Source organism: Paenibacillus sp. GCM10027626 (assembly GCF_042676285.1).
GTDB lineage: Bacteria > Bacillota > Bacilli > Paenibacillales > Paenibacillaceae > Paenibacillus_Z.
The window spans coordinates 180,739-194,639 of sequence record NZ_JBHTHC010000009.1 but is presented as its reverse complement, the minus strand read 5'-3'; the positions used below and the strand labels follow the sequence as shown (position 1 = coordinate 194,639).

Annotated in this window: 16 protein-coding genes; all 16 read right to left on the bottom strand. The window is 48.9% G+C overall.

The genetic code is table 11. The annotated features are described in order from the left end of the window. Window positions 1-139 precede the first annotated feature (139 nt). The 16 genes from ACFQ0N_RS18915 to ACFQ0N_RS18840 all read right to left on the bottom strand — a co-directional run bounded on the left by ACFQ0N_RS18915 (window position 140) and on the right by ACFQ0N_RS18840 (window position 13,862). Window positions 140-1,426, bottom strand: a complete 1,287-nt coding sequence (locus ACFQ0N_RS18915) for a homoserine dehydrogenase (protein ID WP_379328973.1) — start codon at window positions 1,424-1,426, stop codon at window positions 140-142. 24 nt (window positions 1,427-1,450) lie between these two features. Then, a complete protein-coding gene (locus tag ACFQ0N_RS18910; RefSeq protein ID WP_379328971.1) occupies window positions 1,451-1,912 on the bottom strand; it encodes an ACT domain-containing protein in 462 nt (153 codons plus the stop codon). Between the two features lie 197 nt (window positions 1,913-2,109). Continuing rightward, the gene (obgE, locus tag ACFQ0N_RS18905) at window positions 2,110-3,432 is read right to left on the bottom strand and encodes a GTPase ObgE (protein ID WP_379328969.1); all 1,323 of its coding nucleotides are present in this window, start codon (window positions 3,430-3,432) and stop codon (window positions 2,110-2,112) included. 13 nt (window positions 3,433-3,445) lie between these two features. Continuing rightward, entirely contained in the window at window positions 3,446-4,183 is a 738-nt protein-coding gene (locus ACFQ0N_RS18900; protein WP_379328967.1) for a Spo0B domain-containing protein, read from the bottom strand. 153 nt (window positions 4,184-4,336) lie between these two features. Continuing rightward, entirely contained in the window at window positions 4,337-4,645 is a 309-nt protein-coding gene (rpmA, locus tag ACFQ0N_RS18895) for a 50S ribosomal protein L27 (protein WP_379328965.1), read from the bottom strand. 14 nt (window positions 4,646-4,659) lie between these two features. Then, window positions 4,660-4,998 (bottom strand): ribosomal-processing cysteine protease Prp, encoded by a 339-nt coding sequence (locus ACFQ0N_RS18890; protein WP_379328962.1) that lies wholly within the window; start codon window positions 4,996-4,998, stop codon window positions 4,660-4,662. A 9-nt stretch (window positions 4,999-5,007) separates the two neighbouring features. Continuing rightward, the gene (rplU, locus tag ACFQ0N_RS18885) at window positions 5,008-5,319 is read right to left on the bottom strand and encodes a 50S ribosomal protein L21 (protein WP_379328960.1); all 312 of its coding nucleotides are present in this window, start codon (window positions 5,317-5,319) and stop codon (window positions 5,008-5,010) included. Window positions 5,320-5,477: 158 nt separating this feature from the next. After that, window positions 5,478-6,683: an Rne/Rng family ribonuclease gene (locus ACFQ0N_RS18880; RefSeq protein ID WP_379328958.1), complete on the bottom strand. Its 1,206-nt coding sequence runs from the start codon at window positions 6,681-6,683 to the stop codon at window positions 5,478-5,480. A 49-nt stretch (window positions 6,684-6,732) separates the two neighbouring features. Next, the gene (locus tag ACFQ0N_RS18875) at window positions 6,733-7,587 is read right to left on the bottom strand and encodes a site-2 protease family protein (RefSeq protein WP_379329323.1); all 855 of its coding nucleotides are present in this window, start codon (window positions 7,585-7,587) and stop codon (window positions 6,733-6,735) included. A 22-nt stretch (window positions 7,588-7,609) separates the two neighbouring features. Further along, on the bottom strand, window positions 7,610-8,530 hold the full coding sequence (locus ACFQ0N_RS18870; RefSeq protein ID WP_379328956.1) for a peptidoglycan DD-metalloendopeptidase family protein: 921 nt from the start codon (window positions 8,528-8,530) through the stop codon (window positions 7,610-7,612). A gap of 111 nt (window positions 8,531-8,641) precedes the next feature. Further along, window positions 8,642-9,802 (bottom strand): FtsW/RodA/SpoVE family cell cycle protein, encoded by a 1,161-nt coding sequence (locus tag ACFQ0N_RS18865; RefSeq protein WP_379328954.1) that lies wholly within the window; start codon window positions 9,800-9,802, stop codon window positions 8,642-8,644. A gap of 7 nt (window positions 9,803-9,809) precedes the next feature. Next, window positions 9,810-10,601, bottom strand: coding sequence for a septum site-determining protein MinD (gene minD, locus ACFQ0N_RS18860; protein ID WP_379328952.1), 792 nt, complete (start codon window positions 10,599-10,601; stop codon window positions 9,810-9,812). Between the two features lie 17 nt (window positions 10,602-10,618). Continuing rightward, complete coding sequence (locus ACFQ0N_RS18855) at window positions 10,619-11,290, bottom strand: septum site-determining protein MinC (protein WP_379328950.1); 672 nt, start codon at window positions 11,288-11,290, stop codon at window positions 10,619-10,621. Window positions 11,291-11,353: 63 nt separating this feature from the next. Next, window positions 11,354-11,878, bottom strand: a complete 525-nt coding sequence (gene mreD, locus ACFQ0N_RS18850; RefSeq protein WP_379328948.1) for a rod shape-determining protein MreD — start codon at window positions 11,876-11,878, stop codon at window positions 11,354-11,356. Next, window positions 11,875-12,777: a rod shape-determining protein MreC gene (mreC, locus tag ACFQ0N_RS18845; protein ID WP_379328946.1), complete on the bottom strand. Its 903-nt coding sequence runs from the start codon at window positions 12,775-12,777 to the stop codon at window positions 11,875-11,877. Before mreC ends, mreD begins: the two co-directional genes overlap by 4 nt. A 53-nt stretch (window positions 12,778-12,830) precedes the next feature. Further along, a complete protein-coding gene (locus tag ACFQ0N_RS18840) occupies window positions 12,831-13,862 on the bottom strand; it encodes a rod shape-determining protein (RefSeq protein ID WP_379328944.1) in 1,032 nt (343 codons plus the stop codon). Window positions 13,863-13,901 lie beyond the last annotated feature (39 nt).

Below are 13,901 nucleotides of genomic sequence, written 5' to 3'. Positions count from 1 at the left end.
TCCTTCACCTTCCAGCTTACGGTATGCCTGCTACTGAGAAGAAACGGCTGACACCGTCCTTGGCGCGAGGCAAGTTTCTTCCCCTAAAACTTTATAGAATTTACCATGTGAAACTTATAAATTCTATAAAATCAAAAAATTATCCTTCTACGCGATACACGCTTTTGACGCTCTTGACAACCTCCATCGATTGAAAGGCCTTCAATACTTTCTGCATAGCCGCTTTGCTGGCATCATGCGTAATGATGACAATCTCCGCTTCAGGCAAAGTAGGATTCGGCTGCTGGACAACGGATTCCAAACTAACCTCAAATTCTGCAAAAGCTTGCGTGATGCGTGCCAATACACCGGCTTTATCATCGACATGCAGCAGCAGGAAGTATTTTGAGGCGATCTGCTCGTCTGTTTTCAGCTTTTTCTCACGATAGGTCGGGAGCTGATTTTTGCCATTTACCCCAAGCTTCAAGTTTTTCGAGATTGCAAGCAAATCAGCTACAACGGAAGTAGCCGTCGGAAGCTCCCCGGCTCCTGCGCCATAGAACATCGTCTCGCCAACGGCTTCGCCATGCACATAGACAGCATTAAATACACCGTTAACTGAAGCAATCGGGTGAGTATGACGCACCATAGTCGGCTGCACGCTGACGCTGATGTATTCATCTTGCCGTTCAGCGATGCCCAGCAGCTTCATCTCGTAGCCCAGCCGCTTCGCATACGCAATGTCCTCGCGGCTTACGGATGAGATCCCTTGTACATCTACATCATCAAGCGATACGTTCGAGCGGAAGCCTAGCGTCGCCAATATCGTCATTTTGCGTGCCGCATCCAGGCCCTCGACATCCGAAGTCGGGTCAGCCTCGGCATAGCCGAGCTCCTGTGCCTCCTTCAGTACATCGGCATATGCCGCTCCCTCCTGGCTCATCTTCGTTAGTATATAGTTCGTTGTGCCGTTAACGATCCCCATTACCTTCGTAATGCGATCAGAGGATAAGCCGTCCAACAATGTGCGGATAATCGGAATACCGCCAGCCACGCTTGCTTCATACATGACATCGCATTGCTTCTCTTGTGCCCTTGCCAATATTTCCGGACCGTACAGAGCCATCAGGTCTTTATTAGCAGTCACCACATGCTTGCCAAGCGAGAGCGCTTCTAGAATGTACTCCTTCGTCTGCTCAATGCCGCCCATTACCTCTATAATGATATCGATTTCCGGATCACGAATGATTTCCCATGGATCATCGGTCAGCTTGCCGGGTGCAATATTGATGCTGCGCTGCTTATTTTTGTTTTGGACCAAAACTTTTTCAATTTCGATTGGCGCCCCTACCTGATTCAGCAAATCCTCTTGATGCCCTTCTACGATCCGAACTACGCCTGTCCCCACTGTCCCCAGTCCCAGCAATCCTACTTTTATCGGCTTCATCTTTATTCTCCCCTATTCTTCATACTATCCTTGAGCGACGACTGACGCTTTGCGTACGCCGTCCTGCTCGCGTATCGCAGCAATCACTTGAGACAATGAGTCACCCATAGCGGATATATCCATGGAAATAACAACATTGGCCAAGCCTTGAAGCGGAATCGTCTGATTGATTGTCAGAACATTGCCGTCCGAATCCGCCAGATGCCCGAGCACTCTGGACAACACGCCAGCCCGGTGTTCCAGATCCATCGAGACCGTAACAATTCGTTCCCGCTCCAGCTGATTCATCATATGGACGCCGTCTTTATATTTATAGAAAGCGCTGCGGCTCAGTCCCGCACGTTCTGCCGCTTCGTGTACCGTGGCGGCTTCGCCGCGCTTCAGCATCTCTTTTACCTGAATGGTCTTGACAATCGCTTCCGGCAAAATATCCTCGCGGACGATATAGTACCGTTCCACCGCCGATCGTCCTCCTATTAAAGACATTTGTTCACCTATAGTGGACATTATAGCGGATTATTTCATTCTCGGCAATAGGTAAGATGAACACAACATTTCTATTATACCTGAATGCTCCACGGACATGAACCTTGTTTAAAAAAAGAAAAAGCTGCGCCAATATGCCAATAAAGTCGCATACTGTGCGCAGCTTCTGTTTCAGCCGCTTTCCGTTCTGAAGAGAATTAATCGATGTAGTAGTCGCTGCCTTCAAAAAATTCAAAGGAGTAGTCGCCGATACGCACCAGGTCGCCATCTTTGGCGCCAGCCTTGCGCAAGGCGTCGTCAATTCCCATTTTCCGCATCGTTCTTGCAAAACGCATTACCGCATCATACGATGTCAGATTGACCCTTTTAATAAACTTCTCAATCGCTTCACTCTCGACGACATAATCTTCGTTCTCCCGGCGAATCTTGAACGATTCGTCTTCCTTCTTCTCCAACGTATAGACTTTACGCTCCGCCACTTCTTTCACTTCTTCAAGCGCCGGAAGCTCCGGCACTGTCTCAAGCAAGTCAGCCGCCTTGTACAGCAGCTCCTGTATGCCCTGCTTCGTCAGCGAGGAGATGGAGACAATCTCATAATCCGTTTCCGGATAAGCCTCAGCAAGCTGCTCCTTGAACAGCTCAAGCTGGTCGGCTGCATCGGGCATGTCCATTTTGTTGGCCACGATAATTTGCGGACGCTCGGCCAGCAAAGGATTGTACAGCTTCAATTCCTCATTGATTTTAATCCAATCCTCGTACGGGTCCCGTCCTTCTGACCCCGACATATCTACGACATGCAGAATAACACGAGTCCGCTCGACATGACGGAGAAATTCATGTCCAAGGCCGACGCCTTCGTGCGCCCCTTCAATCAGGCCAGGCAAATCGGCCATCACAAAGCTGCGGTTATCCCCTACATCGACAACGCCCAGATTAGGAGACAAAGTTGTAAAGTGGTACGCACCGATCTTTGGCTTTGCGCCCGATACAATCGACAACAGCGTTGATTTGCCGACACTCGGAAATCCAACAAGTCCAACATCGGCCATTACCTTCAATTCAAGTATAATCCAGCGCTCTTGTCCCTCTTCGCCATTCTCCGCAAAATCGGGAGCCGGATTGCTCGCTGTCGCAAAGCGGATATTGCCCCGGCCGCCCCGGCCGCCTTTTGCTACTACTACTTGCTGGCCATGGCGCGTCATATCTCCTATAATTTCTTGCGTATCCTCATCTATAATTACAGTTCCTGGAGGAATGCGAACAATCATATTTTCAGCATTAGCGCCATGCATGCTTTTTACTTTGCCGCGTTCGCCACGTTCGGCCTTGAAATGCTTCTGATAGCGGAAGTCCATCAAAGTGCGCAATCCTTCATCTACCCGAAAGATAACGTCGGCGCCTTTACCGCCATCCCCCCCGGCCGGCCCGCCTTCCGGCACGTACTTTTCGCGGCGGTACGATACGATGCCATTGCCGCCATCGCCGCCCTTTACAAATATTTTTGCTTTGTCGACAAACATGATGCTCCTCCGTTCATTTTCCTAGCTCTGCCTGAAGCGTCAGCCTTCCTGGCTTATGCTCCTTACCGAGCGGCTGCAAAGGTGTACCCTTTAATCTTTGCTTCCACTTCTGCTGCCATTCATTCTCGTCATTCAATTCACCGTCAAACAAAAAGCCAACCTGCAAGGCGTCATCAAACCGGGTAAACTCAAGCGTCAATTTAGGCACATCGCCCATGCTGCTTTTCACTCCAAAACGATAAGCATTAATGATCTCAATAATACCCGCAGCGAGCTTTTCTCCATCAATCGGCAGCTGTGACAAATCGATCTCATCTCTAATTCGTACATTCAATTGCAGTCCATTCGCCACTGTCCGAAACGACTGAATATACGTAATCAATGATGGTATGCCCAATTTAGCAATTTTACTTTCACATTGCATATTATCTCGAATTTGCTCTACGCACTGCACCATCTTCTCGGTCTTTCCCATTCGAATATATCCATACAGCACTTGAAGATCGTTCATCCAGTCGTGGCGATGATGATTTAAAGTCCGGATCATTGTCATCTGCATGGACTGCATCATTTTACTCATCCGGTACGCATGCTCCTTGCGTTCGCATCCTATCCAAACTACTGCAGCGCAAGTGAGCCAACCGACAAGAACGGCGAGCAGCCACAGCTCCGAACGCCAAATCAACACAGCGACCATGGGCAGCAATATGGATGCAGCCGTATATTGCTTAATTATCCTTATGCGATTCATGCCCACAATCCTACTTTCCTATTCTTTGCCAACCTTAAACAGTATAGCATGACGAACTGTAAAGTTCACGCAGAAATAACATGACTTTATGTACAAGCCAAAAACTTCTTAAAAGCAAAAATGCCCCGGCTGTTAGCCAGGGCATTGATGTTCTTATTCAACAGCTGCAGCAACTGCAGCAGTCTCAACCGGGTACACGCTCACTTTTTTGCGATCGCGGCCCCAACGTTCAAACTTGACCACGCCTTCCACTTTAGCGAAAAGCGTATCGTCTTTACCGATACCGACATTGTTGCCTGGGTGCACTTTCGTACCGCGTTGACGGTACAAGATGCTGCCTGCCGATACGGTTTGGCCGTCAGCGCGTTTAGCTCCAAGACGTTTGGAGTGGCTGTCCCGACCGTTCTTTGTCGAACCAACACCCTTCTTCGAAGCGAAGAGCTGAAGATTGAGTTTCAACATGATATTTCCCTCCTTTATGATTTGTTTTGTTCCCGTACTGCTACATACTTGCCATAGGATTCAGCAATTGTATTCAGCATAACAATCATCGACTCCAGCAGCAGCTGCACCTTGCCATCCACTACAGCATCCTGCTGCACCGGAATTTCAGATTGCAGCCAGCCGCTCTTCATGGCAGCCGGCAGCTCGAGGCCCGTCAATTGTTCAATCGCATTGACCGTTCCTACCGTTACAGCAGAAACGCCAGCACATACGATATCCTTGCCGGGTTTGGCAAACTTCGCATGCCCCTCAACGGCAAATGCCAAGATTCGCCGGTCATCCGTTGATCGTTCAATCGTGATGGTGATCATTGCACAACCTTATGCTTTGATCGCGCCGATCGTTACTTTCGTGTACGGCTGACGATGGCCTTGCTTGCGGCGATAGTTCTTTTTCGCCTTGTATTTGTAGACGACAATTTTTTGACCTTTGCCGTGCTTTTCAACTTTAGCAGATACAGTAGCTCCGGAAACAACTGGCGTGCCAGTTACAAGACCGCTGCCGTTCGATACAGCAAGAACACGGTCAAATGTTACGTTATCGCCTTCCACAGCGTCCAGCTTCTCGATGTACAGAACATCGCCTTCCTGAACTTTGTACTGCTTACCACCGGTTTCAATAATTGCGAACATGGGGTGCACCTCCTTAAATTCGAAGACTCGCCTGATGCAGGTGTCATCTGGAACAGCCAGCTGAGCTTGTCAACCTGCTCTGTGCGGTAATGGGTTCGCTCAGGAATTGCTTCCTTAAAACAAACACCATATCATAATAGCATAGAAGTCGCCTAAGTTCAACTATGATTTATCGATTTCATCATTAGAGCATGATCGCGGGCTTTCTTACGTGTTATTTCCAATAACCCTAGGCGGGTCCATCCAACAATCTGGCATTTCGTCCGATCCAGTCTGGCGAGCGATTCCAGTCGCTTCAACACTTCTTCCCGATGCTCCTCGAGCTCCATATCGATAAAATCGACGATGATGATGCCGCCGATATCCCGCAAGCGCAGCAGTCTGGCCAATTGTTCCGCCGCTTCCATATTGGTGCGAAAGACGGTATCCTCAAGATCGCTTGTCCCGACGAAACGGCCTGTGTTAACATCCACTACCGTCAGCGCCTCCGTCGTATCCCACACAAGATCGCCGCCGCAGCTTAAGCGGATCCTCCGTTCAAAAGCTTCCTTCAATTGTGCATAAATTCGATACTGCTTAAACAAATCGTCCCGCTGCTCATACAATTTTAGCCGCGGCAGCATGGAGGGCGCCATTTGTCCGACAAGTGTTTTGGTCTCTTTATAGCGCAAACGGTCATCGATCAGCACCTCATCGATCTCAACCGTCAAAAAATCGCGGACGATTCGGTGCGACAGACTGGCATCGCGATGAAGCTCGGCCGGCGCGGATACTTGTGCGGAGCGGCTGTTGATCTCAGACCACATCGCCCGCAAAATTTCGACATCGCGTCGCAGCGAACTGCTGCTCTCGCCATCGGCAGCTGTGCGCAAAATAATGCCTTCCCCGTCGCGGCATAACGCTACGCCAGCCGAGCGAAGCCTTTCCCGCTCCTGCTCGTTTTGAATTTTTTTCGATACTCCTACATAGTCGGCCTCCGGCATATACACTAAAAAACGGCCGGGGAGCGAATAATGCGTTGTCACTCTTGCACCTTTATTGCCAATCGGTTCCTTGACCACCTGTACAATGAGCTCCTGTCCGGGGCGCAGCAGTTCATTTATCGGCGGTTTTTCTTTTGGCTGCCGTTCCAAATGAGGATGCAATACATCATCAATATATAAAAATGCATTTTTGACCAGACCAATATCTACAAAAGCGGCTTGCATGCCGGGAAGCACGTTAATGACTCTGCCTTTATAAAGACTGCCGACCACTTGCCTCGCGCCATCGTTTTTTTCCATATCAAAATCAATCAATCGACCTTCATGAACAATCGCTGTTTCAAGCGTCTCTTTATTGCCATGTACGAGCATTTGTCTCATATTGCCTTTCAACCACCCATCTCAGCCATTCTGCTGTACAGGTACTATTCTACATGAAAAGCTCGGAAACTGCACGGTTGGGCTTACCATCCTCTAAATAGCCATCAATGATGCGCTGTTCAGGTATAACGGCCAGCACGCTTCCCCGCTCTTCCATCACGACGATGAAATGATAGTGATCACGCTTGAACAGGCGCAGAGAATCCGAAATTGTATGCCGCTTGGAGATGACAATCGGCACCGCCCATACGCCCCTGGCAATTTGCCGCGCGGAAGCTTTTCCCCGGCTGGTCAAAAATCGCAAAAACAAGTAGGGAATATGCCGATAGTATGTCCAGTTGCTAAGCATGAGAAAAAGGCCGAGAATGAGCAAATTTAGCCAAATCCCCTGTCCCTTCTGTTGAAAGAGCGGACAGCACGAATAGATAATCATTGCCCCGCTCAACAATATGCTAAGCTTGCCTCCCCACATCAATACACGGTGATACGGCAGCATGCGGGACATCCACGCCTGTAACAATTTCCCTCCGTCAAGCGGGAGAATCGGCAGTAAATTAAACAGTCCGATACCAATGTTTGCTTGTACAACATAATGGGTAAAATCACTATCCCATATTCCCAGCCAGCCTAGTCCTGAGGCCAAAAGTCCCATCCATACATTTTGCAGCGGTCCTGCGATCGCAACAACTGCTTCTTCTTTAGCAGGCAGCCCCCCAGCGTCCTCTACCTCCATAACACCGCCAAAAGGAAGAAGCTTGACCTCTCTTATCGTCCAGCCGTAGCTGCGGGCAGCAATAACATGGCCTATCTCATGGACAAATACGATACTGAACAGCGTCAGCAATTCCAGAAAATAGCCTGTAGCAATTGAAGCCAGCATAATAAGCACAAAGAGCGGATGCACGGACCACAAGATACCGCGCCACTTAATCAAGTGCCGCTACGTCTGCGGGATTGACGTATTTCCCTTTCTCCTTCACCGCAAAAAATAGCAGGCTGTGACCGTCTGAACCTGCGACCTTCAAGTTTCCGATCTTCTGTCCTGCCTCAACCCAGTCATTGACAGCTACTTGCGCTGCTCCGAGCTGTCCATATATTGAGACCCGCTGATTGACATGCTGAATGACGACTGTCTTCCCTGTTTTTTCATCCTCCGTCACCAAAATGACTCTTCCCATCTCGGCAGCGTTTACCGCTGTCTCTGTCTGGGCGGCAATTTCGACGCCGCTTAACGTTTCTGCGAATGTCCGCACGACTGTCCCTTCCGCCAGCGGCGGCAGCAGCGTCTGACCAATTTCCCCTGTCACTGCCGCATCCTTGCGTCCGCTGCTATCGCCGCTAAAGCCAGCGATAAAGGAGGGCGAGCCGGAAAATTTTTCTGCATACCAATTGGCAGCCTTGCTGAAATCGATTTGTTCCGTTAAGGCGGAGACGACTACCTTTTGTCCGGCTTTGGCTAAAGGAACGTCCAGCTTGAACATGCCAAAAATGAGAGCAAAAATAATGCCGGACAGCACCAATTGCACATAAAATCCCCTGGCCACCAATTTTCCCGTTGTCAGCGGCGGCGTATATCGCTCATCCCCGCCCGGCTTATTTGCCAGACCCGTTAGTGGCCCAGCCCCGCTGCCTGCGACCGGAAACTCCCACGGCTTCGGCCCTTTTTTCCAATATAGCTCAGGATCGGGCTCCCCATGCTTGTCCGCCTCCCGGAACATTTTTGTGCCGGTATGACGGGAATGATCTGTGAAAGCCGCGGCTTCGGTATAGTGCTCCTCCCGCTTGCTTTGCATGATTTGTTTAATGCGCTCTTGCCGCCGATCCCGGTTACTGTTTCTCTTATCCATAGCTACTCCCTCCATACAATCTGTATGCAAGCTTGTTCGCTATAATATATGAGACAGCTTGTATTGTTATGTTGCTATCCGGCAACAAAAAAAGCCGTCAGCGGCGCTCCGCTAAACAGCTAGTTGTTGGGCAGGTTCATATTTTTCTTGATGTATTTTTACACTAAAAACAATTCCGATACAAACCATATTTAATAGCAGCGAGGTTCCGCCATAACTGATGAAAGGCAAAGTAATTCCCGTGATGGGCATTAAGCCGATCATCATGCCGATATTTTGAAAAATTTGAAACACATACATGGAGATGACCCCTACAATGATATATGAACCTCGTATATCGCTGCATTGAAAGGCTATTATTATCATGCGGTAAATGAGTAAAAAATAAAGTATCAGCACGACCGCGGCGCCTTGGAAGCCAAACTCTTCACCTATGACGACGAAAATAGCGTCCGAGTATGGATACGGAATAAATTTGCCGTTTTTGGAATCGCCCTGCATATACCCGTCACCAGTTAACCCGCCGGAACCAATGGCAATTTTGGCTTTATTCGCTTGGTAAACCTCCTTTTCGGAAGCTTCGGCCGGGTTGATAAAGCCGTTGATCCGCTCGTACCAGTGCACTTTATGTTTACTTTCCAAATAATCATGAATTTCCTGATTGAATTGATTAAACAAATATATTGCCGCGATCAGAGTGCCCAACACAATCGTCAGACCGATTAAAACATGAGAATAACGGACATTTCCAATCCATAGCATCCCCAGTACAATAACCAGATAAATGATTGCATTGCCTAGATCGGGCTGAATCATTACCAGCATAAAGGGAACAAATGAAAAAGCTGCTATGACCAGCAAATCATGCCGCACTCGCAGCGGTCCCCCGTTACGCCGTCCAATCAAAAACGCTGTCGATAAAATTAAAATGATTTTTTCCATTTCCGCCGGCTGAAATTGCAGTCCGCCAGGAAGCTCAAACCACGCCCGCGCCCCGTTGATTTCCGGTGCTGTTAAATAAACGACAATCAGTAAAACTACACCGGCGATATACAAGTAAAGCCATATATGCAATAAAAATCGATAATCTAGCATTGCAACCGTGAGCGCAACTGCAAATCCGATAACGAAAAACATAATCGTCTTATTATCGTAATTTTCATAACCAGAATAGCCGAAAGTAGCACTCCGAACTAGCATTGTGCTGACTACCATCAATACAACAAGCAGAACAATAATGACCCAATCGATTTTTTTCAGAGCGGCCAGCACGTGTTGATCATCCCATCCCAAGAAACTTGCGGAACCGTTTTATCATGCCTGTCTTTTCTTCCATCGGCATTAACGGCACCATATCGCCGAGAATGCGCCGGGCAATATTGCGGTACGCGATGGCGGCCCGCGACGATGGATCCATGACGGTCGGTTCGCCTGAATTTGCTGCGCGAATTACTTTCTCATCATCAGGCACGATGCCAAGCAAGTCAATCGCCAATACTTGGCAAATCTCGTCAATATCCAGCATTTCGCCAGAGCGCAGCATATTCGCCTTTATCCGGTTAATGATAAGCCGTGCTTCTACATTTGCCTGCTCCAACAGCCCGATTACCCGATCGGCATCGCGAACTGCGGCATTTTCCGGGGTAGTCACGATGATCGCACGATCGGCTCCCGCAACGGCATTGCGAAACCCTTGCTCGATGCCGGCAGGACAATCGATGACAACGAAGTCAAATTCTTTTTTCAAATCGTGAATGATAGCGCTGACCTGGTCCGGGGTGATGTCATGTTTATCTTTTGTTTGTGCGGCAGGCAGCATGTAAAGTTCTTCGAATCGTTTATCTTTGACAAGCGCCTGATTGATCCGGCAGCGCCCTTCCGCCACATCGATCAAATCATAAATAATTCGATTCTCAAGCCCCATAATGACGTCCAGATTGCGCAGCCCAATATCTGTATCAACCATGCACACTTTTTTTCCATGCAGCGCCAGCGCTGTACCCAAATTAGCAGAAGTCGTCGTCTTACCGACTCCGCCTTTGCCTGATGTAACTACGATTGCCTCTCCCATGACTGCCCTCCTCCTCTTCAAGCTTCAGCTAACATTTTAAAAAGAATGGGCTGCTTACGAAGTCGGCTAAGCTGCGTCATTTTATCTATCTTCATGACGCCTTCACCCAGGTAAGCGAACTCCATCATCGCATCGCCAGTCATCCATTCATCCGGCGGCCGGCTAATCACATCTGCTATTCGCAGCTGCGTCGGGCGAAGCATGGAAGCTGCGATGACGACGTCATCGCGCCCTGCTGTACCTGCATGCGCCAATCCGCGCAAAGCGCCCAGTACATAAATATCGCCTGTACATAGCAATGTGCCGCCTGGGTTTAAATCCCCCATCAGCAGCAAGCTTCCATCATGCTCTACCGTTTGTCCCGAACGAATGATCCCCGTAAGTATTTTCAAGTTGTTGCCTGCCGTTTGTTCCACGATCGGCTCGTGATCATTCTCAATCGATTGAATAAGCAAATTGCCTTGATTGCGTATAACGGATCGAATCTGTTCCAGCTCATCATCGGACAAACGGCGCGCCCCCAGCTTGATTTGTACGTGAACGATAGGCCCAGTCAGCAGCTGTTGATGCGATTTTTCCAGCTTATATTGCAATTCGGCAAGCAAGACGGGAAATTCGCAGGCATCGTCGAGAAGAAACACAAGACCATCCTTGACGCCTTTAATCGTAATATGCTGCTTCTCGATCACGTTCTCCCCTCCTCTATACGTATACGATTCTTGCTGATACGTATCGTTTCCTGCTTGCAGCCCCTATTCTTCCTCTTCTTCGACCTTCTTTTTTATACTTCCTTCATACCAGCGACGTGCCGGAATATAAAAAATGAGTGCAAATCCGAATTGCAAAAACAGACTTGGCAAAATATGGTCCATAAGCGCCCATTCATAGGTTTGATGCGTAAGCCGGAATAAGCGGTAAATATAATAAATGATTGTCTCATACACAAGCGTTGACAGCACAATGACTGACAATCCCATCAACATCGTACTTCTCCGCTTTTCCATAGTAAGACCGACCAAATAACCGATGACGGCCATCGCAAAGGAATGAACACCGATAATATTGCCATAAAAAGCCGCGTCCTGCAAAAGACCGAAGAACAGGCCAAGCAACACTGCCGTATGTCTGCCGCGGTACAACGCGGCGAACAGGACAAAGGCAAACGTAAAATGAGGGACGACCCGGCTTACCAGGCTATCGGGCAGCAGCCAGTAAAAAAGAGAACCTTCAGAGAAAAAGAGCAGCAGCATAAAGGCTACTATTCGCTGCATACTCATTTCGCCTGCTCCTCCTCTTTCATTATGTCTTCTTCCTCTTCCTGATTAGGAACCTCAACGACGAACACCTCTTTGAGATGAGTGAAATCTGCAGCCGGCTCAATCTCAGCAGTATAGGTCAGCCCGAAGTCGCCTACTTCCTTGCTTACCACCTTGCCGATCACGATCCCTTGAGGAAAAACGTTACCCCGTCCGGAAGTGATGATCGTGTCGCCTTTAGCCATCGGATCCTTTTCCGAAATCCGCGTCATCGTCAGCATGCCGCTCTGTTCGTCATAATTGTCAATCATCCCGAAGGAATCCAGTTCCTTGCCGAGTGCAGTTGCCGCATACTGCTTCGTATCAGGCGACTTGTCATTCAGTTCCGTAAGCGGCATCACGCTCGATGAAAATGGCGAAACCCGGTTGATCATGCCAATTAGACCATCGGTAGTGACAACGACCATATTAGGCTTAATGCCGTCCCTTGAACCCAAATTGATCCGAATGGTCTTGTTGTAAGGGTCATTGCTGACCGAGATCACCTGCGCGATCAAATACCGGTAGTTATTCAGTTCCTTTTGCCGCTGTTTGAAACCCAGCTGATCTTGCAGACGGGCAAGCGTTTGTTGATTTTCGTTGAACTTGCTTTTGTCGCGGGCATAGGCAGCCGCCATCTTGCGCAGTTCTTCATTTTCTTTGTAAATGCTGCGCAAATTGGTTAAATCTTCAAACAAGCCCGCTATATAACCAGCGGGCTTGTAAAACCATTGCTGCACCATGCCTGTCGCATCCAGCAAGAAGTTTTCCGGCCATGTCAGCTTCTTCCGATCACCGATCGAAAAGCCCATGACCGCCACAAACAATACAAAAACAATCATCAATACAAACATCCGTTTGTTACGCATCCAATTAAACATGCTTCTCTCACCTGCCCATTCCACTCATCCGTCCATTCTTTAAGGGCTGAATATTAGCGCTTGGAACGAGAAATCGGACCCCCACGCGTCTTGAACATATCGATATGGTCTAATGCCCGGCCAGTGCCGATCGCTACACAATCAAGCGGATTTTCCGCTACAATGACAGGCATTCCCGTCTCTCTGGCCAGCAGCTTGTCCAAATTGTGCAGAAGGGCACCCCCGCCTGTCAGCACAATGCCGCGGTCCATAATATCTGCTGACAGCTCAGGCGGACATTTTTCGAGCGTTACCTTTACGGCTTCTATAATCGCATTAACAGTATCAGCCAGCGCCTCATTGATTTCATCCGATGAAATCGCCAATGTTTTAGGCAGACCCGTCACCAGATCACGCCCGCGGATTTCTGTTGATTGCGGCTCCTCAAGCAATAAAGCTGTGCCGATCTCCATCTTCAACTGCTCAGAAGTCCGCTCGCCGATCATCAGATTGTAAATCCGTTTGATGTATTGGATGATGGCGTCATCCATCTCATCGCCGGCAATCCGCACAGAACGGCTAGTTACAATACCGCCTAGCGAAATAACCGCAACCTCTGTAGTGCCGCCCCCGATATCTACTACCATGCTGCCGGTAGGCTCCCACACGGGCAAATCCGCTCCAATCGCAGCGGCAAACGGCTCTTCGATCGTAAAGGCTTCGCGCGCACCCGCTTGCTCTGTTGCATCCTTAACAGCGCGCTGCTCGACTGCTGTAATGCCTGAAGGCACACAAACCATAACGTTCGGATGGCGCGGAAACAGCGTACGCGGTTTTTGTGCCTGACGAATGAAATATTTGATCATCGTTGAAGTCGTTTCGAAATCAGCGATAACGCCATCTTTCATTGGACGAACAGCACGAATATTGCCAGGAGTGCGTCCGATCATTTTTTTCGCGGATTCACCCACTGCGGCAATTGTTTTAGTATCAGTACGCAGAGCTACCACTGAAGGCTCTCTGACGACAATGCCTTTTCCCCTTACATAAACGAGCGTATTTGCCGTTCCAAGGTCAATTCCAAGATCTTTTGAACCACCGAACATATCCATTCTTCCTTTCTTAATTAGAGAAGACAACTTAGT